This window comes from uncultured Veillonella sp. (assembly GCF_900545795.1).
Classification (GTDB): domain Bacteria; phylum Bacillota; class Negativicutes; order Veillonellales; family Veillonellaceae; genus Veillonella_A.
Genome location: NZ_URAR01000002.1, coordinates 1 through 23,552 on the forward strand (window position 1 = coordinate 1; position 23,552 = coordinate 23,552).

Annotated in this window: 22 protein-coding genes; 14 read left to right on the plus strand and 8 right to left on the minus strand. The window is 39.6% G+C overall.

All coding sequences use genetic code 11. The annotated features are described in order from the left end of the window. Positions 1–688 precede the first annotated feature (688 nt). From QZR90_RS01470 to QZR90_RS01480, 3 genes are all read left to right on the plus strand, one after another. Positions 689–1,246, plus strand: coding sequence for an N-acetylmuramoyl-L-alanine amidase (locus QZR90_RS01470; protein WP_170088100.1), 558 nt, complete (start codon positions 689–691; stop codon positions 1,244–1,246). A gap of 2 nt (positions 1,247–1,248) precedes the next feature. After that, positions 1,249–1,515 (plus strand): hypothetical protein, encoded by a 267-nt coding sequence (locus QZR90_RS01475; RefSeq protein ID WP_225723670.1) that lies wholly within the window; start codon positions 1,249–1,251, stop codon positions 1,513–1,515. Positions 1,516–1,612: 97 nt separating this feature from the next. Further along, complete coding sequence (locus tag QZR90_RS01480; RefSeq protein WP_127007580.1) at positions 1,613–2,257, plus strand: hypothetical protein; 645 nt, start codon at positions 1,613–1,615, stop codon at positions 2,255–2,257. Here the strand turns inward: QZR90_RS01480 and QZR90_RS01485 are convergent. Together QZR90_RS01485 and QZR90_RS01490 are read right to left on the minus strand one after the other, a co-directional pair. Next, a complete protein-coding gene (locus QZR90_RS01485) occupies positions 2,240–3,139 on the minus strand; it encodes a DNA methyltransferase (RefSeq protein WP_295787989.1) in 900 nt (299 codons plus the stop codon). The two genes, QZR90_RS01480 and QZR90_RS01485, sit on opposite strands and share 18 nt — an antisense overlap. Continuing rightward, the gene (locus tag QZR90_RS01490) at positions 3,120–3,335 is read right to left on the minus strand and encodes a hypothetical protein (RefSeq protein WP_127007576.1); all 216 of its coding nucleotides are present in this window, start codon (positions 3,333–3,335) and stop codon (positions 3,120–3,122) included. Before QZR90_RS01490 ends, QZR90_RS01485 begins: the two co-directional genes overlap by 20 nt. 188 nt (positions 3,336–3,523) lie before the next feature. Between QZR90_RS01490 and QZR90_RS01495 the strand changes: the two genes are divergently transcribed. From QZR90_RS01495 to QZR90_RS01510, 4 genes are read left to right on the plus strand one after another with little or no spacing between them, the layout of a single operon-like run. Further along, entirely contained in the window at positions 3,524–3,916 is a 393-nt protein-coding gene (locus QZR90_RS01495) for a hypothetical protein (protein ID WP_009146350.1), read from the plus strand. After that, positions 3,909–4,070, plus strand: coding sequence for an SHOCT domain-containing protein (locus QZR90_RS01500; RefSeq protein WP_009146349.1), 162 nt, complete (start codon positions 3,909–3,911; stop codon positions 4,068–4,070). The genes QZR90_RS01495 and QZR90_RS01500 overlap by 8 nt, the downstream gene beginning before the upstream one ends. A gap of 48 nt (positions 4,071–4,118) precedes the next feature. Next, positions 4,119–5,798, plus strand: a complete 1,680-nt coding sequence (locus QZR90_RS01505) for a recombinase family protein (protein WP_295787993.1) — start codon at positions 4,119–4,121, stop codon at positions 5,796–5,798. Continuing rightward, positions 5,783–7,351, plus strand: coding sequence for a recombinase family protein (locus QZR90_RS01510; RefSeq protein ID WP_295787994.1), 1,569 nt, complete (start codon positions 5,783–5,785; stop codon positions 7,349–7,351). Before QZR90_RS01505 ends, QZR90_RS01510 begins: the two co-directional genes overlap by 16 nt. 172 nt (positions 7,352–7,523) lie before the next feature. Here QZR90_RS01510 and QZR90_RS01515 read toward each other — a convergent pair whose 3' ends face one another. The 4 genes from QZR90_RS01515 to QZR90_RS01530 all read right to left on the minus strand — a co-directional run bounded on the left by QZR90_RS01515 (position 7,524) and on the right by QZR90_RS01530 (position 11,706). After that, positions 7,524–8,711, minus strand: a complete 1,188-nt coding sequence (locus QZR90_RS01515) for a DEAD/DEAH box helicase family protein (RefSeq protein ID WP_295787996.1) — start codon at positions 8,709–8,711, stop codon at positions 7,524–7,526. Between the two features lie 205 nt (positions 8,712–8,916). Then, on the minus strand, positions 8,917–9,582 hold the full coding sequence (locus QZR90_RS01520; protein ID WP_295787998.1) for a CpXC domain-containing protein: 666 nt from the start codon (positions 9,580–9,582) through the stop codon (positions 8,917–8,919). A 314-nt stretch (positions 9,583–9,896) separates the two neighbouring features. Then, positions 9,897–10,535, minus strand: coding sequence for a hypothetical protein (locus tag QZR90_RS01525; RefSeq protein WP_295788000.1), 639 nt, complete (start codon positions 10,533–10,535; stop codon positions 9,897–9,899). A 421-nt stretch (positions 10,536–10,956) separates the two neighbouring features. Beyond that, on the minus strand, positions 10,957–11,706 hold the full coding sequence (locus tag QZR90_RS01530; protein ID WP_295788001.1) for an IclR family transcriptional regulator: 750 nt from the start codon (positions 11,704–11,706) through the stop codon (positions 10,957–10,959). 333 nt (positions 11,707–12,039) lie between these two features. Here QZR90_RS01530 and QZR90_RS01535 point away from each other — a divergent pair, with 333 nt between their 5' ends. The 5 genes from QZR90_RS01535 (at position 12,040) to QZR90_RS01555 (ending at position 18,057) form a co-directional block, all read left to right on the plus strand. Next, on the plus strand, positions 12,040–13,557 hold the full coding sequence (locus QZR90_RS01535) for a UxaA family hydrolase (protein ID WP_295788002.1): 1,518 nt from the start codon (positions 12,040–12,042) through the stop codon (positions 13,555–13,557). A 36-nt stretch (positions 13,558–13,593) separates the two neighbouring features. Further along, the gene (locus QZR90_RS01540; RefSeq protein ID WP_295788004.1) at positions 13,594–14,733 is read left to right on the plus strand and encodes a PTS transporter subunit EIIC; all 1,140 of its coding nucleotides are present in this window, start codon (positions 13,594–13,596) and stop codon (positions 14,731–14,733) included. Between the two features lie 122 nt (positions 14,734–14,855). Beyond that, positions 14,856–15,770, plus strand: coding sequence for an amidohydrolase family protein (locus QZR90_RS01545; RefSeq protein ID WP_295788007.1), 915 nt, complete (start codon positions 14,856–14,858; stop codon positions 15,768–15,770). A gap of 31 nt (positions 15,771–15,801) precedes the next feature. Beyond that, the gene (locus QZR90_RS01550; protein ID WP_295788008.1) at positions 15,802–16,695 is read left to right on the plus strand and encodes a dihydrodipicolinate synthase family protein; all 894 of its coding nucleotides are present in this window, start codon (positions 15,802–15,804) and stop codon (positions 16,693–16,695) included. A gap of 246 nt (positions 16,696–16,941) precedes the next feature. Further along, positions 16,942–18,057: a PTS transporter subunit EIIC gene (locus QZR90_RS01555; RefSeq protein ID WP_295788011.1), complete on the plus strand. Its 1,116-nt coding sequence runs from the start codon at positions 16,942–16,944 to the stop codon at positions 18,055–18,057. A gap of 235 nt (positions 18,058–18,292) precedes the next feature. On the opposite strand, the gene pdxS is transcribed toward QZR90_RS01555, so the two are convergent. Then, the gene (gene pdxS / locus QZR90_RS01560) at positions 18,293–19,138 is read right to left on the minus strand and encodes a pyridoxal 5'-phosphate synthase lyase subunit PdxS (RefSeq protein ID WP_295788013.1); all 846 of its coding nucleotides are present in this window, start codon (positions 19,136–19,138) and stop codon (positions 18,293–18,295) included. A gap of 310 nt (positions 19,139–19,448) precedes the next feature. Between pdxS and QZR90_RS01565 the strand changes: the two genes are divergently transcribed. Beyond that, positions 19,449–20,906, plus strand: a complete 1,458-nt coding sequence (locus tag QZR90_RS01565; RefSeq protein WP_295788016.1) for a PLP-dependent aminotransferase family protein — start codon at positions 19,449–19,451, stop codon at positions 20,904–20,906. Positions 20,907–21,301: 395 nt separating this feature from the next. Here QZR90_RS01565 and QZR90_RS01570 read toward each other — a convergent pair whose 3' ends face one another. After that, positions 21,302–22,669 carry an NCS2 family permease gene (locus QZR90_RS01570; RefSeq protein WP_295788018.1) on the minus strand — a complete coding sequence of 456 codons (1,368 nt, stop codon included), beginning with the start codon at positions 22,667–22,669 and terminating at the stop codon, positions 21,302–21,304. A gap of 313 nt (positions 22,670–22,982) precedes the next feature. Between QZR90_RS01570 and QZR90_RS01575 the strand changes: the two genes are divergently transcribed. Further along, positions 22,983–23,399 (plus strand): Rrf2 family transcriptional regulator, encoded by a 417-nt coding sequence (locus tag QZR90_RS01575; protein ID WP_295788020.1) that lies wholly within the window; start codon positions 22,983–22,985, stop codon positions 23,397–23,399. The last annotated feature ends 153 nt before the right edge of the window (positions 23,400–23,552 follow it).

Genomic DNA, 23,552 nt, shown 5'->3' on the forward strand with positions numbered 1-23,552 from the left:
TATTTGATTATAGTTTTATTTAAGAATACCTTGCCGCATATTTTTTACTCCTTTTCTGGATTAAATCATTGTATCACATCAGTTTTAGGAAAGCAAGTACCTAAAAGAAATTTTTCTTCCCCTTATATGTAACAATCATACCGGCTTCCTAGCGTTCAGAATGTTTTCTGCTGTCTGCTGTGGTGTTTGGTTGGAATTGTCCAACCAAAAGCCGATCCGTGGTGTTGTCTGCATTTTACTAAATACAAATTCATTGTATCACATCAGTTTTAGGAAAGCAAGTACCTAAAAGAAATTTTTCTTCCCCTTATATGTAACAATCATACCGGCTTCCTAGCGTTCAGAATGTTTTCTGCTGTCTGCTGTGGTGTTTGGTTGGAATTGTCCAACCAAAAGCCGATCCGTGGTGTTGTCTGCATTTTACTAAATACAAATTCAATGTATACAGAAAGATATAAGGAGTGGGAGGGATTCCGCCGTAGTTGGCATTGTAGGAAAATCCAAAAGTTTAGATTTTCCCACAATGCTTATCTTTTGGTCTTTGGTTCGGAATAGTGTAGTGCTGGCGGTCTATCTCTTGTTTTCGGTTGCTTGCTTCCTTACCGTACATGAGCATTGCGTCAGGGCTTCTCGGTTACATCGGCGGTACTGTGAAGTCCGCCGTTCATCAGAAAGGAGAAGAAAAATCATGAAAGTATTCCTGAATCCCGGTCATGCGCCGGGCGGCTATCCCGACCCGGGAGCTGTCAATAGTGAAAGCGGTCTGCGTGAGTGCGATGTCGCTTTGGCAGTCGGTCAATCTGCGGAAAGTTACCTGAATGCGGCAGGAGTAGCAACAGAACTGCTCCAGTCTGACAGCCTGGAGGAAATCTGCGAAGCCGCCAATGCCAGTGATGCCGACATCTTCGTGTCCATCCACTGCAATGCCGCCGAAGCCGAAGAAGCCAACGGCACGGAAACCTGGGCCTGTGCCGGCAGTTACCGTGGCAGCATGCTGGCGAGTTGCATCCAGAACCAGATTGTCGATGCCCTGGATACGACAGACCGGGGCGTGAAGATTGCCACGCCCGGCGTCAACGGCCTGTATGTCCTCACGAACACGGACATGCCCGCTGTCCTGGTCGAACTGGCCTTCATCACCAATCCTAGTGATGAAGAAATCCTGGCCAATGCCCAGGATGCCCTGGCCAGAGCCGTGGCCAGGGGCGTGACAGATTATGAACAGCTGATTTTAGGAGGTGAATGACCATGAACCGTGAAGAAATCAGAAAAGCTGTCGCCGATGCCGTCGTATCCTTTGCCAGGAGCGAAGCCGAAGCAGCCATCAAGTCCATCGACCTGGATGACGTCCAGAAGATGGTGGAAGCCCAGATGAAGAACCTCACAGACCCGCTGGAAGCGGAAATCCAGACCACTACCAGCTGGTGGGTGAAGATTCGGAACAGGCTGTATATCACCCTGATGCAGCAGGCGGTCAAAGCTATCGTGGCTGATGTAAAACAGAAGATTGCATGAGAAAAGCCGGTATGGAGCATCGGGGAGATGTTCCATACCGGCTTTTTGTGTTATACTAAAGTCATATTATAAGAATCATTAGATAGGAGATTAGCATATGCTCGATAGAAAGTATTTAAGAGATGTCTTATTACCGGAAAACTTAACAAAAGAAAGCATTTTTTTAGCAATGAAAGATACTCAGAATTTTTTTAAGACAATAAATAGTAAGACCGGAATAAAATTATCCCAACTAATACAAAAAAATAATTTTAGTGGCGTAGTTTCAAATCTATTTACTCATTACATGGGTGAACATAGTCTTTACAAGCCATATAGTGACCAAGAATATCCAGATTTAATGTACGCAGAAAAAAATATAGGACTTGAAGTGAAGGCATGTATTAATTATAAAAAAGGTGGAGAAAGCCACAATGGACATACAGGATGGCATATTATAGTTTGCTATACAATCCTGGACGATGGGAACATTGAATTTATACAGGCTTTGATTGCAAATATTAATGGATATGAAATGGGAGAGGGTATTTCAGATTGGGTGTATTGCAAGAGTAAAAGAAATAGTAATAATAGTCAGCGTACCGAAACTTATGTTACTAATTCAATTGGAACTAATAAATTACGCGATGGAGCTGTCTACATAAATACTGACATAATTCAATATAGTAAGCAACTAAAAAGTGCACGTAATAAACTTAAAGACATTTTGCCGATACCCCCGTACTCACCCTTCTTCGAATAATAACTTTTCGCTTTGTGGATAAAGTTGAGATAATTTAGGTACAGCATTCTTAGCCATTTGATAGAAGTCTTTGTCTTGCTCGACGCCTATGCTATTAAAGCCAAGTGCTTCCGCTGCCGCGATAGTGGAGCCCCCACCGCAGAATGGATCTAATATGATCCCTTCTTGCAAAGGTAAAGCAGCCGATACAAGAATCCTCATAAAATCTTGCGGTTTTAAACTAGGATGATTTGAAATTTTACGTTCACATTGGGGAGTCTTTCCACTTTCAATCAAATCACAAAATGGCGTATCAATTGATTTTCGATGTAAAGCGCCAGCCTTCCACCGTTTTAAGTTTTTTGCAACAGTCCTTTCGGAAAGCGGTTTCCTGTAAAGCCCCCACGGTTCCCAACAACCACGAGGAATAACTGTTGTCATAGAAAACTCTTTTTCTGCGCCTTTGGGGCGATCTCCACCTCGAAAAGTTTTTACGACTCTGACAATCTCTCCGCGTCGTTCTAAACCAGCATCTCGTAAAGCCCGACTAACTATGTCAGATAATAAAGGTGTAGATGCAATAAAAATATGTCCACCAGGAACGAGAACCTTAAAGGCAAGCCTGCCCCAATCAATAAAAAAATTATATACATTGTCTCTTTCCAATGGACTGTCATTGATAACAGAAAATCTTGGCAATGGACTTCTTTTTCGGCCATCAAAGGCTGGAGGAATTCGCCATATACCTCCAGATGCATTTCTCTTTTTTTTCAACTCTTCTTCCGTGTATTCTTTTACACCGTATGGCGGGTCTGTAACTATTGCAGTAATAGAATTTTCTTCTCGATTCTTCATCCAATCGAAACAATTATCATTGATTAATTTATAAGTCATTTTTACCATCCTGTTCCATTCGTTTAATTTTTTCGTATATGGCCATATTGATAAAATGATTCAGGCTAGATTTAATATCTAGCCTTTTTATTTTTTCTTTTGTTCCTTTTGGAAGTATGATAGATACTCTATCATACTTTTCCTTATTATGGATTAATAGATAATTTTTTCTTTTTTGCGTATTTTTGTAACGATTATATGACATAGTATAATCTCCCTTTCTGAGGTAGGTTTATTATAGTCATCATATGACTATAATGTCAAGCTTTAGATAAAACTGAAAAGACTATATCTAAAAATAGATAAGTCCTGTTGAATCTTCTTTTGAAGTACTTAACGATAGCTGTTCTGTCCTATTACTCCTGAAAGCTAAATTTTCAGGAGGTGTCCATCATGACGGACGAACAGAAACAACAGATCATTGCCATGCGCCGGGATGGGGCAGGATATGGCAGGATAGCGGCGCGGCTCCAGATTTCCATCAATACAGTGAAGTCGTTCTGCCGGCGGCACAGCCTGGCGGCGAAGTCGGCAGCCTCAGTTTGCGAGCAGTGCGGAAAGCCGATTGAGCAGAATACGGGACGGAAGCGGAAACGGTTCTGCTGCGATGCCTGCCGGAATAAGTGGTGGAACGCACATCTGGAGCTGGTGAAGCGGAAGGCAGTCTACAACTATACCTGTCCGGCTTGCGGGAAGAAATTCACTGTCTACGGCAACAGCCATCGGAAGTTCTGCTCCCACGCATGCTATATTGCATACCGGTTCGGAGGTGTCCGCCATGGATAAGAGGTCGTTTCAAAATGAAACAGCCTTCCAGATGGCGATGTATCTGGCAAGGCGGATGCTGGCCGAAAAGCTCATCACCGGGAAGGAGTACCGGGACTTCGAGCAGGAGATGCTTCGCCGCTATCAGCCTTTTTCCGGGGACTTATACACTTGATAATTGTATCAAACAGAGTGATATATAGTGTCGAAAGGAGCTGATTCTATGCGGACTATCCGTAAGATTGAACGACGCATACCAAATTTGAAGCAAAGAAAGAAAGTCGCAGCCTATGCCCGCGTATCCATGGAATCGGAGCGGATGCACCATTCCCTTTCGGCGCAGGTCAGTTATTACAGCAGCCTCATCCAGAAGAACCCGGACTGGGAATACGCCGGGGTCTATGCCGACTATGGCATCTCTGGGACGGGGATGAAGAAGAGGCAGGAATTCCTGCGGATGCTGGAAGATGCCGAAGCCGGGAAGATAGACATCATCCTGACCAAGTCCATCCAGCGCTTCGCACGCAACACCGTAGACCTTCTGCGTACCGTCCGGCATCTGAAAGAGCTGGGCATCGAAGTTTGGTTTGAAAAAGAGAATATCCATACCATGAGCGGGGACGGCGAGCTTATGATGACCATCCTGGCATCTTTTGCCCAGGAGGAAAGCCGTTCCATTAGTGAAAATATCCGGTGGCGCATCAAGAAACAATTTGAGCAGGGGAATCCTAACGGGCGGTTCCGTGTTTACGGGTATCGCTGGGAAGGGGATAACCTGGTGGTAGTTCCCGAGGAAGCAGCTGTTGTCAGGCGCATCTTCCAGAATTTCCTTGATGGCAAGTCACGTCTTGAAACCGAACGGGAATTTGCTGCCGAAGGCATCACGACCCGGAATGGCTGCCGCTGGATGGATTCCAACATCAGGGTTGTCCTGACCAATGTTACCTATACTGGCAATATGCTTTTCCAGAAGGAATATGTGACGGATCCAATCCTCAAGAAGCGGAAGAAGAACCGGGGCGAACTTCCTAGGTATTATGTTGAAAATACGCATGAGCCTATCATCGACAAGGAAACCTTTGATTACGTGCAGCAGGAGATGGCGCGGCGAAAGGAACTGGGGGCGCTGGCCAATAAGTCCTTGAACACGACCTGCTTCACGGGAAAAATCAAATGCGGCATCTGCGGTCGGAGTTATATGCACAATCGCCGCACAGACCGGGGCTTTGAAGAATTCTGGGATTGCGGCTCCCATAAACTGAAAGGCCGGAATTGCGGCGCAAAAGGCAGTATCCCGCATGCAGTCCTCGTGAAGGAGAGTACAGAAGTCCTAGGCCTGGATGATTTCGATGAGCAGGCGTTTCTTGACCGGGTCGAAAAGATAGTAGTGCCAGAATACCATGTGATGGTTTTCTGTATGAAAAACGGACAGAAACTTATCCGGCACTGGGTATCAACGGCGAAGAAGGATTGCTGGACCGATGAGTATAAGGATCGTCAGAGGGCATGGATGAAAAACTACATGGCCAATGGCAAGGGAACACGGTTCTCCGTCTTTACGACCCGCATCCGGTGCGCCTTGTGCGGATCCTCTTTCCGGCGGTGTAAAACGAAGCATGACAGGCCTGTTTATTGGCGATGCAGCAAAGGCGGCAAATGTGAATCGGTCAGCATCCGGGAAGATGACCTGAAGCGTGTGGCCGCAGAGACCATGGGGTTAGAGGACTTTGATGAGGATAGATTCCGGGGGAAAGTGGAATCTATCGAAGCCGGAAAGCCAGACTGCCTGACTGTCCATTTCAAGAGTGGGAGAACAGAAGAGATTTCTTATACGCCTACGCCATCCAAGCGGCGTCCCAAGGCACGGAGAAAGGAGAGCGGAGAAAAGTGGCAAAGACAGTAAGGGCCATCCCGGCCACCATCAGCCGTTATACGGCGGCTCCGATTAACAGCCGGAAGAAGCGGAGAGTAGCGGGCTATGCCAGGGTTTCCACGGACCATGATGACCAGATCAGCAGCTATGAAGCACAGGTCGATTATTATACGAACTATATCAGGGAACGGGATGACTGGGAATTTGTCGGCATCTACACCGATGAAGGCATCTCGGCGACCAACACGCGTCACCGCAATGGTTTCAAGCGGATGGTCAGGGATGCCATGGATGGGAAAATCGACCTCATCGTCACAAAATCAGTCAGCCGCTTTGCCAGAAATACCGTAGACAGCCTGACAACGGTACGCAAGCTCAAGGATAAGGGCATCGAGATTTATTTCGAGAAGGAAAACATCTGGACGCTCGATGCCAAGGGCGAACTCCTCATCACCATCATGAGTTCCCTGGCGCAGGAAGAAAGCCGGAGCATTTCGGAAAACGTCACCTGGGGTCATCGGAAGCGGTTCGCTGATGGCAAGGTGAGTGTTCCCTACAGGCATTTTCTCGGCTATGACAAAGGGCCTGACGGGAATCTGGCCGTCAACAAGGAACAGGCCAGGACGGTGAAACTGATTTACCGTTTGTTCCTGGACGGGTATACCTTCCACTCCATTGCCAGGGAGCTGACTGCCAGAGGGCTGGAAACCCCGGCGAAAAAGAAACGCTGGTATCCGCGGACGGTAGAGAGCATTCTGACGAATGAGAAATACAAGGGCGATGCCCTGCTGCAGAAGCGGTTCACCGTCAACTTCCTGACCAAAGAAACGAAAGCGAATGAAGGGGAAGTGCCACAGTACTATGTGGAAAATAACCATGAAGCCATTATCAGCCCGCAGGTCTTCGACTGGGTGCAGGAAGAAATCAAGCGGCGGCGTAAAGGCAGGGGACGTTACAGCGGCGTATCCATCTTCTCCAGCAAAATCAAGTGCGGCCAGTGCGGAGGCTGGTACGGGGCCAAGGTCTGGCATTCGACCGACAAGTACCGCAGAACCATCTACCGATGCAACGACAAGTTCAAGAGCCATTGCAAGACACCGCATCTGACAGAGGATGATATCAAGGAAGCCTTCGTCCGGGCCTCCAACCGGCTCATCGAAAACAAAGCGGACGTACTTGACAGCATCACCCTGCTGAAGGAACGGCTCATTGACACAGAAGCCCTGGAAGAGGAGCGGGACAGGCTCAGCACAGATTTGAACCTGCTGGCCGATAAGGTACAGCAACTCATAGCCGAGAATGCGCGGGTGGCACAGAATCAGGATGATTACGACCAGAACTACAACGAACTGGTCAGCCTGTATGAAGCGGTGAAGACGCAGTACGACAAGACCTGTGAAGCTATCCAGTATCGCAAGGCCCGGAGCCGCCAGATGGACAGCTTTATCAAGGAGCTTCGGGAGCAGGAACTCATCAAGGGGTTCGATGCCCGGCTGTGGGGCAGCCTGGTGGACTTCATCACGGTATACAGCAAAGACGATATTCGGGTGACCTTCAAGGACGGGACGGAAATCAGAGCATAAAAAAGTCAGGGCAGTTTGCCAACTGAATGGCAGCTGCCCTGACTTTTTTATATTGCTTTTAACTGGGCGCGCAGTCTGGCTTCCGCTTTGTGATAAATGGTATCCAGAATATCCGCGTCATCTAAGCCCATGATATCAGCTTCTTGTTGTAGATTCCTTTTGTTCCAGTATACTATGATGGCGCAGATTTGTAAGGAAAAGAGTGAACCTGCCTATGCACACGGGGGTGTTCAAAATCCCTGCTATCGTTCGATTGTATCAAATACAGACACCTTTGAGAGGCTGCATGATGCGCTTCATCAATAATGATTACATCAAAACTATCAGGTTTAAACTGAGTATGCCAATCTTCTTTAGAAATAGTTTGTACAGTAGCAAAGAGAAAGTCTGGATCTATATTGTGGCTTGTACCTGATAATAAGCCCATATGACGAGATGTACCGAATACATTCTTATAGGTAGTCATTGCCTGCTTGGCAATTTGCTCGCGATGTACAATAAATAAAATACGCTTAGGCTGTAATTGCTGTACGCCAAATGCTGAGGCGTAAGTTTTGCCTGTACCTGTAGCAGACACTAGTAAGGCTCTACTTTCACCTTCATCAACTAAGTCCTTTAAGCGCCCCATAAATTCTGTTTGCATAGGATTTGGCGTAAGTGGTGGTTTATAGGTAGAGATTTTATTCCATAAATCTTGAGTATAGTTTTGTTTTGATGCTTGATTTAAAGATTTAAATAACTTAAATGTTTCGGTGTATTCTTTAATGTATGTATCATAGGGTTTTGCTGCTGGGTGGGTCCAGAGATCTTCAAATTCTCTTACAATTTGCTTGGCATAGGCGCCTTCAGATGTCGATACAATCTTTGTATTCCATTCTCGGTTTACAGATAATGCTTTTTGTGTCAAATTGGCACTGCCTACAATGATGCGGAGCATTTCATTGTCATGGAAAATATATCCCTTGGTATGGAACCCATTTGCATCTGATTCAGAGGTTTTATATATTTTTAGCTCAATATTTTCAAGAGAGTGAAGTTGTTTGAGTGCTGCTGGTTCGGTAAAAAATAAATAGTCGGTCGTAAGGATTTGTCCTTTTATGCCCTTATTATTTAGCTCCTGTAAAACGCCAGCTAAACCTGCCAGGCCACTTTTGGTAATGAAGGCAACACTAAATTTGAACGATTCACATTTATTTAGCTCATGTTTTAGTGTTTCAATAATTTTTAAATTTTCTTTGGGATTATTAAAAACAAATTGGGGTTGAAAATTAATATCAGACTCTGAATTAGCTTCTATAAAAGCTGTTTCGAGACCTGAACGCAGCTGTGTATGAATCTCTTTTATTTTATCCTCAAACATAAGTGGCTCCCTTGTTATTAATACGGTGGTGCATTTATATGCTCTTTGAATGGCATAATATATAATCATTGTAGCAGCAATAGAAGGGGATGACCAGAGGCGTAAGAAAAATGAAAAAGAACTAGCTATGTAATTAGAAATTTACATAGCTAGTGGTATTGTTTTATATTTGTTCTTATATAGTAGGCGTATGTTGTAAATGTAACTATTTTAATAGGTCGTATGTCTGTATAGCAGTTGCAGCCCATTCTTTATCAATAGTAGGCTTTTGCAGCTCTTCTTTTGGTAGTAAATTAACTATTTGGGAGATTTCCGAATACATTTCCATTGATAGTGTTATGGCAAAATCATCGTGATTTTCACAGACAAAATACAAGGAAGGGCCATGTGTGGACTCATTGATAAAACGAATGTCTGTAAAGTTGATGTTAGGCTGTTCAGCTTCTTGCATGACAGCGTAGATAATTTTTACGATTTCCATAGTACAATCATCAAAGCCAGCATCAAAGATAGTTGCTTTTTCGCGTAATTCTTGGTGAGAGGTTACGATACGTACTTTATAGCCTTGGGTGTCCATAAATTCCTTCACAAATTCATGTCCTTCAAATAAAGAGCGCAAGGCTTCTTCAATATCAGTTGTATCTGTAATGTATCTAACCATTAGGTTATGAGTCATATCATGATAGAGCAAAGGATAGTCTAAGTTACCTGATGTTTTGCAATGAGGGCAGGTAAAGGCAAATAAATGACCATCTATTAATTTATGCTTAGCTTGAGGATCGAGGTCTGCATTCAGACTATCCCAGGCCATGACTTCAAACTCTTTTTGACAGACAGGACAAAAAGAGTGCTTTGATTGGCAAATAGACATAGTAGCCTCCTTGGTAATTAGGGGAGATTCTTCGATAGTTTTATTATAACATGGTGGATAAACACTATGTTGAGGTGCTTGCTGATTAATTTTATATTAAGTGGGGTTTGCTCTAGACCTTCAAAAAACTATAGGAAGGGCGAGCATTGTCTGTTGAAAGTTGTAAAGTTATTATGGAGTAAATTATTTTAATAATTAAGAGCAAATAAAAAGAACGATGGCATAAGGCCATCGTTCTTTGCATATTAGGTATGAGGATGTGCATGTTATACATGCGCCTAATAATAATTTACTTTGTATGCTGTTTTATACGATTAGAAAGTTTTAGACACATTGTCTTTAATCAAACGTTCTTCTACAGCTTTTTTGTCTTCATCTTGAGCTACTGGTGTAGTTGCATCAGTGTTTTCGATGATAACGTCAGTTTTCTTTACTTCAGCATTGCTTTGTTGTTTAGCACCTTGCCAAGTAGCTGCGATTTTAGCATCTTCAGCTTTCTTTTCTTGTTCTTGAGCTGGTGTTAAAACAGTATCAGGTTTTTCTTTAAAACGTTGGTTACGGTCAACCAAGTTAGCTACTACATTGCGAAGAGCAGCGTCAGCTGTGTTAGCTTGGATTACATGACCAGCACCATTAGCTGTGCTTACACTTGTAGCTTGTTCACCATTGTTAGGGTATACAGCTTTGTCAAAAGTGTAAAGTGTATTGTTAGCAAAGTTTAATTTGTAGTTAACTACGTCTGTGAAACCAGTATTTGGGTTTACATAAGCACTTTGCAAATCAGCTGTGTCTGTATTTACATCATATTTTACAGATTCTAAGTTTACGCGGCCAGTTTGCTCAGCGTCGGAATAGAACCAGTACCATTGATTGTCTGGTAAAGTTTTAGCAGATGCTACGCCTGCGATTGTAGAGAAAGCAACACCTAAAATTAATAATTTTTTTAAATTCATAGTAAGCAACTCCCTTTTTTAAAGTTAAATCGAATAATATCAATCTATGTCTATATAATACCACACACTGGGTAGGAATTGCAAGGGTTAAATAAAATTAAGTTGCTTGTGATTTAATTAAGCATGTTTATATTGGGGCTATAAAGTTAGGTGGTAAGGGGCTGATGGAGTTTTGGTGGAGTACAAAAAAATTTTTCTGTATGACACATATTTTAGAGTATATACTACTTGCAAATTTATAGTTATTGAAAGTATTGCATTGATATATACACGTTCATATAGGCCAATATTGTTAAATTTAGATCCTATTCCTGAAGATCAGTTTTTTTTAAAGATAAATGTGTTTCTAAAATAAAACTTGAAGTTTACTATGTATTATTTATTATTAAAAGGATTCATATATTGAGGTGTTTTATGTTAATTAATATGAGAAGCCTCTTGAATGTATCAATTTTTCGATTATTGTTGAGTATTTATTAAGTGCACTTTTTATATTTTTAACATGGTCGTGTGAACTGTTAAATACTAAAAAGCTAACACTGATAGCAGCAATAATTCTCCCATTTAATCTTAATGGCTTAGCAATACATCGTGCATGATTTGTTATTTCTTCTTTCTCATATGTAAAATTATTAATTCCATCTTTATGAATATCTTTATATAAAGCCTCAACTTTAGTAATCGTGTTTTTAGTTAGTGGCATATAAGTTCTTCCTAGAACTATTTCAAGCTCCTGTTGATTATGATCAAATAAAAGTGCTTTTCCTAAAGCTGTAGCATATGCGGGGAGCTTCTTCCCTATGGAAGAGATAAATTGAATAGGTTGAGTCCCTGAGACTTTTTGTATATACATAATTTTGTTTCCTGATAGAATTCCAAGGTGACAAGTTTCATTACAATCATCAACTATATGCATCATTTGTTCTTTTATTAACTCTAATGATGTACTAGTTTCATTATATGTATTTCCTAAGATAAATAATTGACGATCAATGTTATATGTTAAAGTATCTGGATTACAGGATAAATAAGATCTGTTAGTTAGAGTTTTTAAGATTGGCATTAAAGTGCTACGAGGATAGTTTAGCTTTTCTGCGATTTGAGATAGTGTAAGACCTTTAGGTGAACTAGCTATAATTTCAAGTATTTCTATAACTCTAACAGTGGGCATATGCTCCTGTGTATGTGGCATGACTAAATCACGATCCTTTTTTGTCTGTATATACGTAAAAAATCAGCGTTTCGTATATACGGAAATTTAAAGATGACGAAAAGGTTTTATATATTTCTAACTATACGCTTGCCAATTAGATAAGTCAAACTATGCCGGTAAATTTGACCGATGAGAAAGAGTAAGGGTTAATTTAAAAATAATAAATAAGTATTCGTATATACGCAATTTATTGAAGGTAGAATATAGAAGTGATACTATCAAGGCAAGATACGGATATTCGTAATAAAATAATTTAAGTAATGCAAAACTATGCAAGAATAGGAGCGAGTTATGAAGGCGATTCATGTTGGAAGTAGAGACAATGTAGCGACTGCTATTGAACCTTTACATGTAGGCGATATAGTAATGGGGATTAAAATTCTTGAAGAGATTCCTAAAGGACATAAATTTGCTACAGAATCGTTAAAAAAAGGTGAACCTGTTATTAAATATGAAGCTCACATTGGAATAGCATCACAAGATATACCAGTAGGTTCATGGGTACATACACATAATATTGAAGGCGAACGTGGTCGTGGTGATACAGATAATTTAGTTCGTAATATAGAACAAGAGGTAAATCGAGATGTAAAGCCAGCAACTAGTGACTTTCATTATAAATTAAAAGGGTATCGCAGAGCTGATGGTAAATTGGGTTTTAGAAATCATGTTATTGTTATTCCTAGTGTACATTGTGCAAATAAAGTAGTTGAGCGTATTGCACAGACAGTATTGAGAAATATGGACGCATATAGAGAAGATACAAAGCCTATTTATATAACACATCAACATGGATGCAGTGAATTAAGTTATGATGCAGAACAAACTCGTCGTGTTTTGGCGGGCACGGGAGCTAATCCTAATGTGTATGGTGTACTAGTTGTTGGGCTAGGTTGTGAAGTTATTCAAGCTAAGAGCATTGTTGAAGAGATTAAAAAAATTGCACCATATAAAGTAGTAGAATATTTTAATATTCAAGATGAAGGCGGCACATCTAATAGTGTTAAAAAAGGCGTTGGAATTGTTCAAACGATGCTTAAGGAAGCTATGAAAGAAACGAAGAGTGAAGGAACTTTAGCTGACGTTGTTTTAGGCACGGAATGTGGCGGTAGTGATAGCTTTTCTGGGTTGACGGGTAATCCTTCTTTAGGTGTAGTTTCTGATATAGTTGTTCAACAAGGAGGCTCTGTTATTTTAGCAGAAACAACAGAGTTAATTGGTGCTGAACATATTTTAGCAAAGCGAGGGTTAAATCCAGCTGTAAGTCAGCAGATTATTGATACTATAAAAGGGTTCGAACAAACTGTAATAGATTCTCATTCTGATATCCGTGGTGCCAATCCAAGTCCAGGAAATATGGCTGGAGGGCTAAGTTCAATTGAAGAAAAGTCTTTGGGCTGTGTGTATAAAGCAGGAAATACCACAGTAGTAGCGGTTAAAGAATATGCTGAGCAAATTACAGATAAAGGACTAACATTAATGAATACACCTGGTAATGATATTGAACAATTAAGTGGGATGGTTGCTGGTGGCTGTAATGTTTGTGTATTTACTACTGGGTTAGGAACTCCTACAGGCAGTCCAATTACACCAACTATTAAAGTTGCTACTAATACACGGTTGTTTAATAATATGCATGGGGATATTGATGTTAATGCTGGTGCAATTATTGATTTTGGTAGAACGAAATATGATATTGGGATTGAGATCCTTGAACTAATAGTAAAAGCCAGTGAAGGGGAGTTAACAAAGGCTGAAAAAAATGAACAAAATGATTTCTCTATTTGGCGTTTAGCGACAACGGTATAAATCAGAAGTTTAGGTAATAGGTAAGGAGGATATATTATGTCTAATGAGGTTATTAATAGTAATGCAGATAAAATGCAAGAAAAAAATATCTTTAGGCGCAGTGTTGATAAGGTAATAGAATTACTGTCTTCTGTTTTTTTGCCATTTATAGCACTAATGGTATCAGCAGGGATTTTAAAGGGCATTTTTATATTATTAACAACTAATGAATTAGTGAATGCGGATTCAAGTACATATCACATTTTAAATGCCATGAGTGATGCGTTTTTTTACTTTATACCAATTTTCTTAGCATATACTGCTGCGAAACGATTTGAAGTAGAACCATTCACTTCAATTCTGATAGCATGTATTATTCTACATCCCGATATTTCGAGTATTATGCAGCTAGATAGTGGAATTGACTTCTTTGGTATTCCTGTTACACCTGTAATTTACTCTGCATCTGTAATTCCTATCCTATTAACTATTTACTTTATGAAGTTTGTTCAAAAAGCTTGCTATAAGGTAATTCCTGAAACATTTAAAGGATTATTTACACCTCCTATATGTGTTCTTATTATTGTACCTCTTACACTACTTATATTCGGTCCGTTGGGGAAAATTGTAGGGGGGTGGCTAGCTGATGGATATGAATTTCTATATGGCCTAAGCCCGCTTGTAGCAGGTGCATTTATTGGTGCCGTTCAACCATTTATGGTTATATTTGGACTACACTGGGGATTATTTCCAATAGCTTTAAATAATGTAGCTGTATATGGATATGACACGATTATGGCTCTATTTGGTGGAGCTATATTTGCACAAGGCGGTGCTGCTTTAGGCGTTGCTGTTAAAACAAAAAATAAGCGATTTAGATCAGAGGCAATATCTGCTTCATTGACTACATTATTAGGTATAACAGAGCCAGCTATGTTTGGTGTGAATCTTCGATTGAAAAAACCTATGTTTTGTGCGTGTATAGCTGGGGGAATTGGTAGTTCTATTGCTGGATTCTTTGGGGCGCGAGCAATTTCATTTGCCTTACCAGCGCTAACTACTTTACCGGTTTTTATGACTTATTCTTTTATTCCATTTGTCTTATCTTTGGTGGTTGCTTTTGGTTTAGGATTTCTTTTTACTTTGCTTGTTAAATTTGATGATGTAGAAGATGAATCTGAAGCTGTAATTAAATAAATATTTATAGTTTAGAGTAAGAATTAATAAAATTAGATATAATAGGGGGAATGTCAAGATTTACTTTAATAAAATTATTTATAATATTTTTTTGTGAGATTTTGAAAGGCTAGGTAAGTATTATGAAAAAGATTGATGCACATGCCCATATTTTTGAACGTATTTCTAGTTTTGGTAAAGCGGGGGAGTTACGTCCAATTGGAGGGGGCGTTTGTAGATGGGCTAATGGTGATGAAATGGCGATTATACCTAAAGGATATGGTGATAAAGAATTTTTAGCCGAAACACTTTTAGGATTAATGGATGATGAGAAAATTGAAAAGGCCATTTTGCTTCAAGGCAGTTTATATGGGTTTCAAAATGAATATGCTATTGAAATGGCTGAAAAATATCCAGATAAGTTTAAAGCAGCCGTAACACTCGATCCACATTGTAAAGAAGTAGATAGTATTTTAGAGCATTTTATAAATCATTTGAAAGCTAAAATATTTAAGTTTGAAATAAGTGTAGGTGGAGGAATGATGGGGTATCATAATGATTTTATTATTGATGGCCCTATGATGACAAAGATATATGACCGCATTTCAAAAGAAAAAAATATTACTTTAGTTTTAGATATTGGCAGTCCTCATATGGCAAGTTGTCAGCCAGAAGCAGTTGATCGCATAGCTAGAAAATATCCTAATTTAAATATAGTAGTTTGTCACTTGTTAGCGCCATCAGTAAAAGATGGTGATGTATTAAAAAGGGCTTTACCGTATTTGGCTCATGAAAATGTTTGGGTAGATTTATCGGCACTTCCTTGGAATGTTGCACCTGAACAGTATCCTTATCCAACAGCATTAACATATATTAAAATGGCTAAAGAAATAATGGGGGCAGATAAAATTCTTTGGGGAACTGATGCCCCATGCGTTTTAACCAAATTTAAGTTTGCCGATTTCTATAATTTTATTATTGAGTCAGATATATTTAATAAAGATGAATTGCAAGATGTTTTTTATAATAATGCATGTAAAGCATATCATTTAAAGTAGTTTTATGGTAATAGACTCAAGGGGGTTGATTATGTTTACCGGTGTATTTTCACCAGTCATTACCATTATGACCGATGAAGGAAAAATCGATTACATTAATTTCGAGAAGCACATAAATTATCTAGCTGATTCTGGGTTAAATGGCTTATTGTTTTTGGGGAGTATTGGCGAATTTTACGCATTGACTTTTGAAGAAAAAAAAGAACTAATTAAATTCGCTGTAAATACGGTAAATAAGCGTTGTTCTGTTATCATAGGTATCGGTGGTAATAATTTTACAGAAGTAAAAGAGTTGGCGAAATTTAGTGAATCAGTGGGGGCAGATGCTCTTAATATCGTATCACCATATTATTTTGGTATTACTGATATAGCTGCTGAAAGTTATTTTGGTGGTGTGGCGGAGTCAACTACATTACCTATAATGCTTTATAACTTCCCGGATCGTGTAGGAAAAGATTTGACACCTGAATTAGTTTCAAGATTAGCTAAAATGTACAAGAACATTGTGGCTATTAAAGATACTGTTGACACAATTAGTCATACTCGAAAGATGATTACAGCAGTAAGAAGTGTGAAACCTATTTTTAGCGTACTTTCTGGCTATGATGAATATTATATGGTTAACAGATTATCTGGCGGTAATGGTGTTCTTTGTGGATTAACTAATGTGGTGCCAGAATGGTTTGTAGAGCTTCATAAGGCATATGAGGCGGATGATATAATAAATGTAAAATTGTATGGTGAAAAAATATCGAAACTTATGGTTTTATACGATATCACGGATGTTTTTATCGTTGCTATTAAGGAAGCTGTAAAGGCTAAAGGCTTACCTATTTCTAGCTATGCAAGAATTCCAGGAACTCCAATTACTTCTGTAGAGAGTGAGCGAATTCGAAGTATATTAAAACAATTTAATATTATTTAACTCAGTTAAGAACTCTATGCATAAAAAGCTACTAGTTTCCCTTCTTCTATGATAGGGAAACTAGTAGCTTTTTGGCATGGGAGAATAATGCATTGGGCTTTTAAGTGGATTATAAGAGCCAAAATTAATATTAGTTCTTTCCTAGGCGTTATCTCTCCCACTGTGCTAAAATAAACATACTTAGTAAGATAATATTATTTACTACTTATTTGTAAGGTAGTTTTTATTTTAGTGTAGGAGTTTTCTATGTCTAATACAGCATTTATATGGATAAAGCGCCAAGGTACTAATTTGATGGAGCTTTTGTCTTCTTTATTTCTACCGATTATTGCACTTCTTGTATCTACAGGGATTTTAAAAGGTATTTTTATCCTATTAACTGTTAATCATTGGGTGACGGTGGATTCGAGTACGTATATTATTTTAAATGCCATGAGCGATGGTTTTTTCTACTTTATTCCTGTATTCTTGGCTTATACTGCAGCAAAGCGGTTTCAGGTGGATCCATTTACATCGATGCTCTTAGCTTGTGTTATTTTATATCCTGATGTGACTAATATGCTAAAAGGCGAAGGTACTGTGGACTTCTTTGGGATTCCCTTGCTATCTGTATTATATCCTTCCTCAGTAATTCCCATTTTGTTGGCTGTATATGGTATGAAATATGTGGAAAGGCTTTGTTATAAAATATTTCCAGAGTCTTTAAAAGGCTTATTTACACCACCAGTTTGTATTATCGTGATGGCTCCCATTACATTGCTCGTTTTGGGACCTTTGGGGAAGGCTATTGGGGGCTATTTAGGGGCAGGCTACGAAGTGATTTATAACATAAGTCCTTTTATAGCAGGTATCATTGTAGGTATTGTGCAGCCGTTTATTGGCATTCTAGGCCTTCAATGGGGATTTTTCCCTATCGCTATTAATAATGTAGCTGTTTATGGTTTTGATACATTAATGCCTTTATTTGGCAGTGCTATGTTTGCTCAAGCTGGCGCCGCTTTAGCTGTGGCTGTGCGAAGTAAAGATAAATTATTTAAATCAGAAGCGTTGTCTGCTTCCATAACGGCACTTTTGGGTGTAACAGAGCCAGCAGTTTTTGGTGTGACTTTGCGTTTGAAGAAGCCGCTAGTCTGTGCCTGTGTGGCTGGTGGTATAGGCGGTGCTATTGCAGGATTCTTTAAAGTAAGTGCCGCTGCATTTGCCATTCCTGCAGTAACAACTTTGCCCGTGTTTATGGGCCCTTCCTTTACTTGGTATGTTACAGCCTTGGGCGTGAGCTTTACATTAAGTTTTATCTTTACACTCGTTGTTGGGTTTAAGGATGTAGTTAGTAGTGAAGATAATAGCCTCTCAACAGATTAAATACAAGAGCAAAGTATGCAGATAGGACATTATGTGTATTATTATATTGGCTTAATCGAGCAGAGTTTACTTGTATATTACAAGCTGGTATTTCAATGATACAGATATCTGCTTGAATATAACAAAAGGGTAGAACCTAGGTTCTACCCTTTTTTCATGCCCCTTTACACATCAATTGTATGTTCAAAAAATCAATTTCATATAAATAGGCTATATTTATGAATTTGTCACTATATTAAACACCGCGGTTAGCCATGATGATTTCGATTTCATCTTCGTTAATGCCGACCATTGCTTCGCCGAGATCTTCGGAAACCTTGGCGATAATTTCAGGATTCGTATAATTTTTTACTGCTTCTACAACAGCTTTGGCTCGTTTTTGTGGATTGCCAGATTTGAAAATGCCACTGCCTACGAATACTCCATCAGCACCAAGGCGTCTCATTAAAGCAGCATCAGCTGGTGTAGCTACACCGCCAGCAGAGAAGTTTGGCACGGGAAGTTTACCATGGTCATGCACATATTTAACTAAGTCATAAGGAACTTGAAGATCTTTAGCCATTACATAGAGTTCGTCTTCGCGAAGGGCTGTAACAATATTCATCTCCTTGATGATTTGTCGCATGTGAGAGACTGCTTGCACCACATCGCCAGTGCCAGCTTCTCCTTTTGTGCGAATCATCTTAGCACCTTCATTGATGCGGCGAAGGGCTTCGCCTAGATTGCGTGCACCGCACACAAAAGGCGTTTTGAAATCGCGTTTATTTACATGGTAAATAGAGTCAGCAGGGGATAATACTTCAGACTCATCGATAAAATCGACCCCAATAGCCTCTAAAATTTCAGCTTCTACAAAATGGCCTATACGGACTTTGGCCATAACAGGAATTTTGACTGCTTTCATAATTTCGCGAATCATTTTAGGGTCGCTCATGCGTGATACACCACCAGCTGCACGAATATCAGCAGGTACGCGTTCTAGTGCCATCACTGCTACAGCACCGGCTTCTTCTGCAATTTTAGCTTGTTCCACATTGGTTACGTCCATGATTACGCCACCATTAAATTGTAATGCATCCATTATAATAGCCTCCTCTATTAATTTGAATTTGTTGACTTGCTAATAGTATAACTTGTATACTGTCATTAGAAAAAGAGTCAGAAATTATAAAAGTGATGAGGTCAGTTGGGGCTTGATTAGTTGAAGCTTAATTAGTTGGAAGCTTTATCAGTTGAAGATTGGTCGGTTAGAAGCTTAATCAGTTGAAGTGTAATCAGGTAAGGTTTGATTAGATGAATGTTATAACTTTAATAGAAATTATAATATTTGAAATGTTAGACATTTGAAGCATTAGAGTATTAGAAATATTAGGGATATTTAGGGTGAATATATGGAGTTAATCGCATTACAGAGTAAGTCGCAAGAGCCTTTATATATACAATTATATGAAGGAATTAAAGAACGTATCATTACTGGACAAATGAAGGCGAATAGTAAATTGCCATCAAAACGTGAGTTGATGAAAACGTACAATTTGAGTCAAAATACAGTAGAAAATGCGTTGTTTTTACTGCAAGAGGAAGGTTATATTGAGTCACAAGCTCGTCGTGGCTATTATGTGGCTGATAAGGAATTGTTATATAAGGAATCCAGCAAGAAGCGAGCTGTAATGAAAGCAGCTCGAACAGATTTTTTGTATGATTTTACATATTCTGGTGTCGATGTAGACTCTCTTCCAACAAAAATATTACAAAAGCTGGCTAAGGAAGCCTATGAAGAAGATAGTTTTGACTTTGCCCATTCAGGCTCCGTGCAAGGTTACGAGCCGTTACGGGAGAGTATTTGTCAATATTTAGCACAGTCACGAGGCGTTATAGCGCGGCCAGATCAGATTATCATTAGTGCAGGGACTGAGTATTTATTTCACCTTGTATTTAAATTATTGCCTCATCAGTTATATGGCATTGAAAATCCTGGCTATAAAATGTTGCAGCAGCTTTTTACTACAAATGAAGTAAAATATTGCCCGATAGGACTTGATGAGCATGGGATTATGGTCAGAGACTTAGAAGCGCAAGCGGTGCAGGTAGCTTGTATAACGCCATCCCACCAATTTCCTACTGGCCGTATTATGCCAGCTGGGAGACGGCAAGCGTTACTTAATTGGGTCAATGGCGCAGATGATCGGTATATTATAGAGGACGATTATGATAGCGAGTTTAAATACCAAGGCAGGCCAATTCTTGCTTTAAAAGCGCGAGACCATTCTCATGAGTCCGGGCGTATTATTTACATGGGGAGTTTTTCTAAATCCATTAGTCCAGCGTTGCGCGTGAGTTATATGGTATTGCCCGATCGATTGCTTCGAGTATATAAAGAAAAAATGCCTTATTTTGGTTGTGCCGTAGGCATGATAAGTCAAAAAGTATTGCATAAATTCCTGGATAAGGGCCATTTTGTAAAGCATCTTAATCGTATGCGCACTGTATATAAGGAGAAAAGGGCCGCCTTAGTTACTGCCCTTCATGAGGAATCTTATAGTAGGCTTGGTCAGACAGTACAGATAGAAGGGGCTGAAGCAGGACTTCATTTGGTGATTACTATGCCGCAAGCAATGGATGAAGACAAATTTTTAGCGGCTTGTCATAAGGCATCTATTAAAATATATTCTATGCGAAACTACTTTTTGCCCTCTCACGATTCTAATTTACAAGATAATTTGAATTCGGAAGCTTCTCATAGCCATATGGGGCCTACTTTTGTTTTAGGCTATGCGAGTTTGACTCATAGTGACATACGAGACGGTGTAGCTTTGTTGATGAAATGTGCGGCATCGGCTATGTTATAGAGGCGAAGTATAGGTAGGCGAATACGTGTAAGTAGCAAGTAATGAGTAATGAGCAGTGAGTAATAATTAATGATAAATAAATAATTAAGCAAGTAATTAGTAATAAACAATTAAGTAAGTAATGAGTAATGGACTCCTGTTTAATCTTTTATACATAAAAAATAAGTAGAGAGAGCAGACAATATAAAGGGGATAGATAAGATAAAGAGGAATAGATAAAAAAAGGAAAAAGAAATAGGACAAAGAAACAGATAATAAAAGAAATAAATAAATAATAAAAGAAATAAATAATAAAAAGAGGCCTGACCAAAAGTCAGACCTCTTTTTGTTAAATTTAGATATCTTGTATAGAGTTGCCTATCCTATATAGAGCAGTTCGAATCACCTTTAATATATTAGTACCAAATGTAACGAATCAATACGATGATGGCTAATGGGTACATAATCCAATGTACTTCTTTGGAGCGACCAGCGATGATTTTTAAAAGTGGGTACATAATAAGGCCAGCAGCTACGCCATTAGCGATGCTGTAAGTGAAAGGCATAAGAGCGATAACTACAAAGCTAGGGAAGGCTTCTGTCCAATCGGAGAAGTCGATGTCGCGGATTGGTTCCATCATGAGTGCCCCTACAAGGATTAGAATTGGTGCAGTTGCACAGTTTGGCACTAAAGTGATTAATGGTGCAAAGAATAAAGACAAGATAAATAACACACCACAAGTTACAGCTGTTAAACCAGTACGTCCGCCAGCACCAACACCAGCAGCACTTTCTACGAATGCTGTAATGGTGCTCGCCCCGAGTACAGCACCAAAGCTTACGCCTAAGGCATCTACTGTCATGGCTTTGCCAAGACCAGGGAATTTGCCTTCTTTAGGATTGGCAATACCTGCTTTAGTGGCAGTACCGATTAAAGTGCCCATAGAGTCAAATAATTCCACGAAGGTAAAGGAGAAAATAATCGTTACTAGACCTAAATGCATGGCGCTACCAATATCGAGTTGGAAGAAAGCAGCCTTGCTAAAATCAGGAATAGACATAATAGTAAAATGCTCAGGTAATTGGGCATTACCAGTGATATAAGCTAAAATAGTTGTTACTACGGCACCGATAATAAAAGAACCTTGAATATTGCGCGCCATAAGTACAGCAGTAAATAAAAGACCAAATAAAGCAAGGGCTACTTGTGGATCCATGAGATTACCTAAGGTTAAGATAGTCTCGGAGGCACCAGGAGCGCCATGACCATTTGCTTCCACAACTTTAGCTAATGTATCAGGTTGCAATGATAACGCCACGGTCATTAGGCCGGATAATTTTAAACCAATAATAGTAATAAATAAGCCGATACCTACAGTGATGGCAATTTTCATGGATGCAGGAATACCCTCTACAATGTGTTGGCGGACCGTCGTTAATGTTAAAATTAAGAAAACAATACCAGAAATAAATACGGCGCCTAATGCGACTTGCCAAGGAATGCCCATGCCGAGTACAACGGTGAAGGCATAAAAGGCTAAGAGACCTACACCAGGAGCTAAACAGATAGGATAATTAACATATAGCCCCATTACAATGGTTACGATACCGCCGCCAAGAGCAGTGGCGATTAACACGGCGTCTTTATCCATTCCCGCAATGCCTAAGAGATTAGGTGCGAGGAAGAGAATATAGGCCATGGTGATAAAGGTAGTAAGACCAGCGATGATCTCTCCTTTAACAGTTGTGTTCCGCTCTTTGAGAGCGAACAGCTTTTCTAACATATGAACCTCCTCAATTCAAATACAGTTCCCAATTACTTGGATTTGAACTACTTTTTGTAAGGCTAAATGGCTAGTTTACTGCCATCTGCCCTATATATAAAATGACATAAAAATAAGTTCAACCCTATTTTATCATGTAGAATTATAAAAGGGGAGAGCCAAGGGCTCGAAGTTGAATGAATTTTATGCAATCTATAGTTGAAAATTAAGAAAGGACAAAACTTCAGATGTGAAATTCCCCTCTATGATGTGCTTGCCACCTATGTTATAATAACTTTAAGGTAATTCCTACTGTGAAAGAGGTATATGAAAAATGAAGATTTCAACTAAGGGCCGTTATGCTTTGCGCGTATTAGTTGACTTAGCGGAAAACGGTAATAATAAAAATGTGTCAATTCGAGAAATTGCCGAGCGGCAACGAATTTCAGACAAATATTTAGAAGGCATTGTAGCGCGTTTAAGTGCTGCAGGTTATGTAAAAAGTGTGCGCGGCAAATATGGTGGCTATCGCTTAACAAAAGATCCTAAAGACTATACAGTGTACGATATTTTAAGTGCTGCAGAAGATTCCATAGCACTCGTAGCTTGTCTTGAAGATGAAGTTAACCAATGCCCTCGCAGCAAAACCTGTATGACTTTACCTTTGTGGGAGCATATGCAAGCACAGTTTAAAGAATACATGACAGGTGTTACATTACAAGATGTGTTAGACAAAAAGTTTGATATGTAATTATTAATCTTGCATGAGACGCATTATAGAGCTTTTTGCTTATGATGCGTCTTTATTTTCACAAATATATTGTAAACAAATTAATAGCATGTATTGGTTTTTTGTTTATTTTATAGTAAAATTAAAGTCTTAGTAAATAGTTTAGAGAGGAGA

Coding starts and splice junctions, on each gene's coding strand:
- pdxS (WP_295788013.1), bottom strand. CDS start 19,138: ATGGATGCATTACAATTTAATGGTGGCGTAATCATGGACGTAACCAAT.
- QZR90_RS01495 (WP_009146350.1), top strand. CDS start 3,524: ATGACGGACGAACAGAAACAACAGATCATTGCCATGCGCCGGGATGGG.
- QZR90_RS01535 (WP_295788002.1), top strand. CDS start 12,040: ATGAAGGCGATTCATGTTGGAAGTAGAGACAATGTAGCGACTGCTATT.
- QZR90_RS01525 (WP_295788000.1), bottom strand. CDS start 10,535: ATGAATTTAAAAAAATTATTAATTTTAGGTGTTGCTTTCTCTACAATC.
- QZR90_RS01485 (WP_295787989.1), bottom strand. CDS start 3,139: ATGGTAAAAATGACTTATAAATTAATCAATGATAATTGTTTCGATTGG.
- QZR90_RS01540 (WP_295788004.1), top strand. CDS start 13,594: ATGTCTAATGAGGTTATTAATAGTAATGCAGATAAAATGCAAGAAAAA.
- QZR90_RS01550 (WP_295788008.1), top strand. CDS start 15,802: ATGTTTACCGGTGTATTTTCACCAGTCATTACCATTATGACCGATGAA.
- QZR90_RS01575 (WP_295788020.1), top strand. CDS start 22,983: ATGAAGATTTCAACTAAGGGCCGTTATGCTTTGCGCGTATTAGTTGAC.
- QZR90_RS01500 (WP_009146349.1), top strand. CDS start 3,909: ATGGATAAGAGGTCGTTTCAAAATGAAACAGCCTTCCAGATGGCGATG.
- QZR90_RS01555 (WP_295788011.1), top strand. CDS start 16,942: ATGTCTAATACAGCATTTATATGGATAAAGCGCCAAGGTACTAATTTG.
- QZR90_RS01570 (WP_295788018.1), bottom strand. CDS start 22,669: ATGTTAGAAAAGCTGTTCGCTCTCAAAGAGCGGAACACAACTGTTAAA.
- QZR90_RS01520 (WP_295787998.1), bottom strand. CDS start 9,582: ATGTCTATTTGCCAATCAAAGCACTCTTTTTGTCCTGTCTGTCAAAAA.
- QZR90_RS01515 (WP_295787996.1), bottom strand. CDS start 8,711: ATGTTTGAGGATAAAATAAAAGAGATTCATACACAGCTGCGTTCAGGT.
- QZR90_RS01470 (WP_170088100.1), top strand. CDS start 689: ATGAAAGTATTCCTGAATCCCGGTCATGCGCCGGGCGGCTATCCCGAC.
- QZR90_RS01565 (WP_295788016.1), top strand. CDS start 19,449: ATGGAGTTAATCGCATTACAGAGTAAGTCGCAAGAGCCTTTATATATA.
- QZR90_RS01505 (WP_295787993.1), top strand. CDS start 4,119: ATGCGGACTATCCGTAAGATTGAACGACGCATACCAAATTTGAAGCAA.
- QZR90_RS01545 (WP_295788007.1), top strand. CDS start 14,856: ATGAAAAAGATTGATGCACATGCCCATATTTTTGAACGTATTTCTAGT.
- QZR90_RS01490 (WP_127007576.1), bottom strand. CDS start 3,335: ATGTCATATAATCGTTACAAAAATACGCAAAAAAGAAAAAATTATCTA.
- QZR90_RS01530 (WP_295788001.1), bottom strand. CDS start 11,706: ATGCCCACTGTTAGAGTTATAGAAATACTTGAAATTATAGCTAGTTCA.
- QZR90_RS01480 (WP_127007580.1), top strand. CDS start 1,613: ATGCTCGATAGAAAGTATTTAAGAGATGTCTTATTACCGGAAAACTTA.
- QZR90_RS01475 (WP_225723670.1), top strand. CDS start 1,249: ATGAACCGTGAAGAAATCAGAAAAGCTGTCGCCGATGCCGTCGTATCC.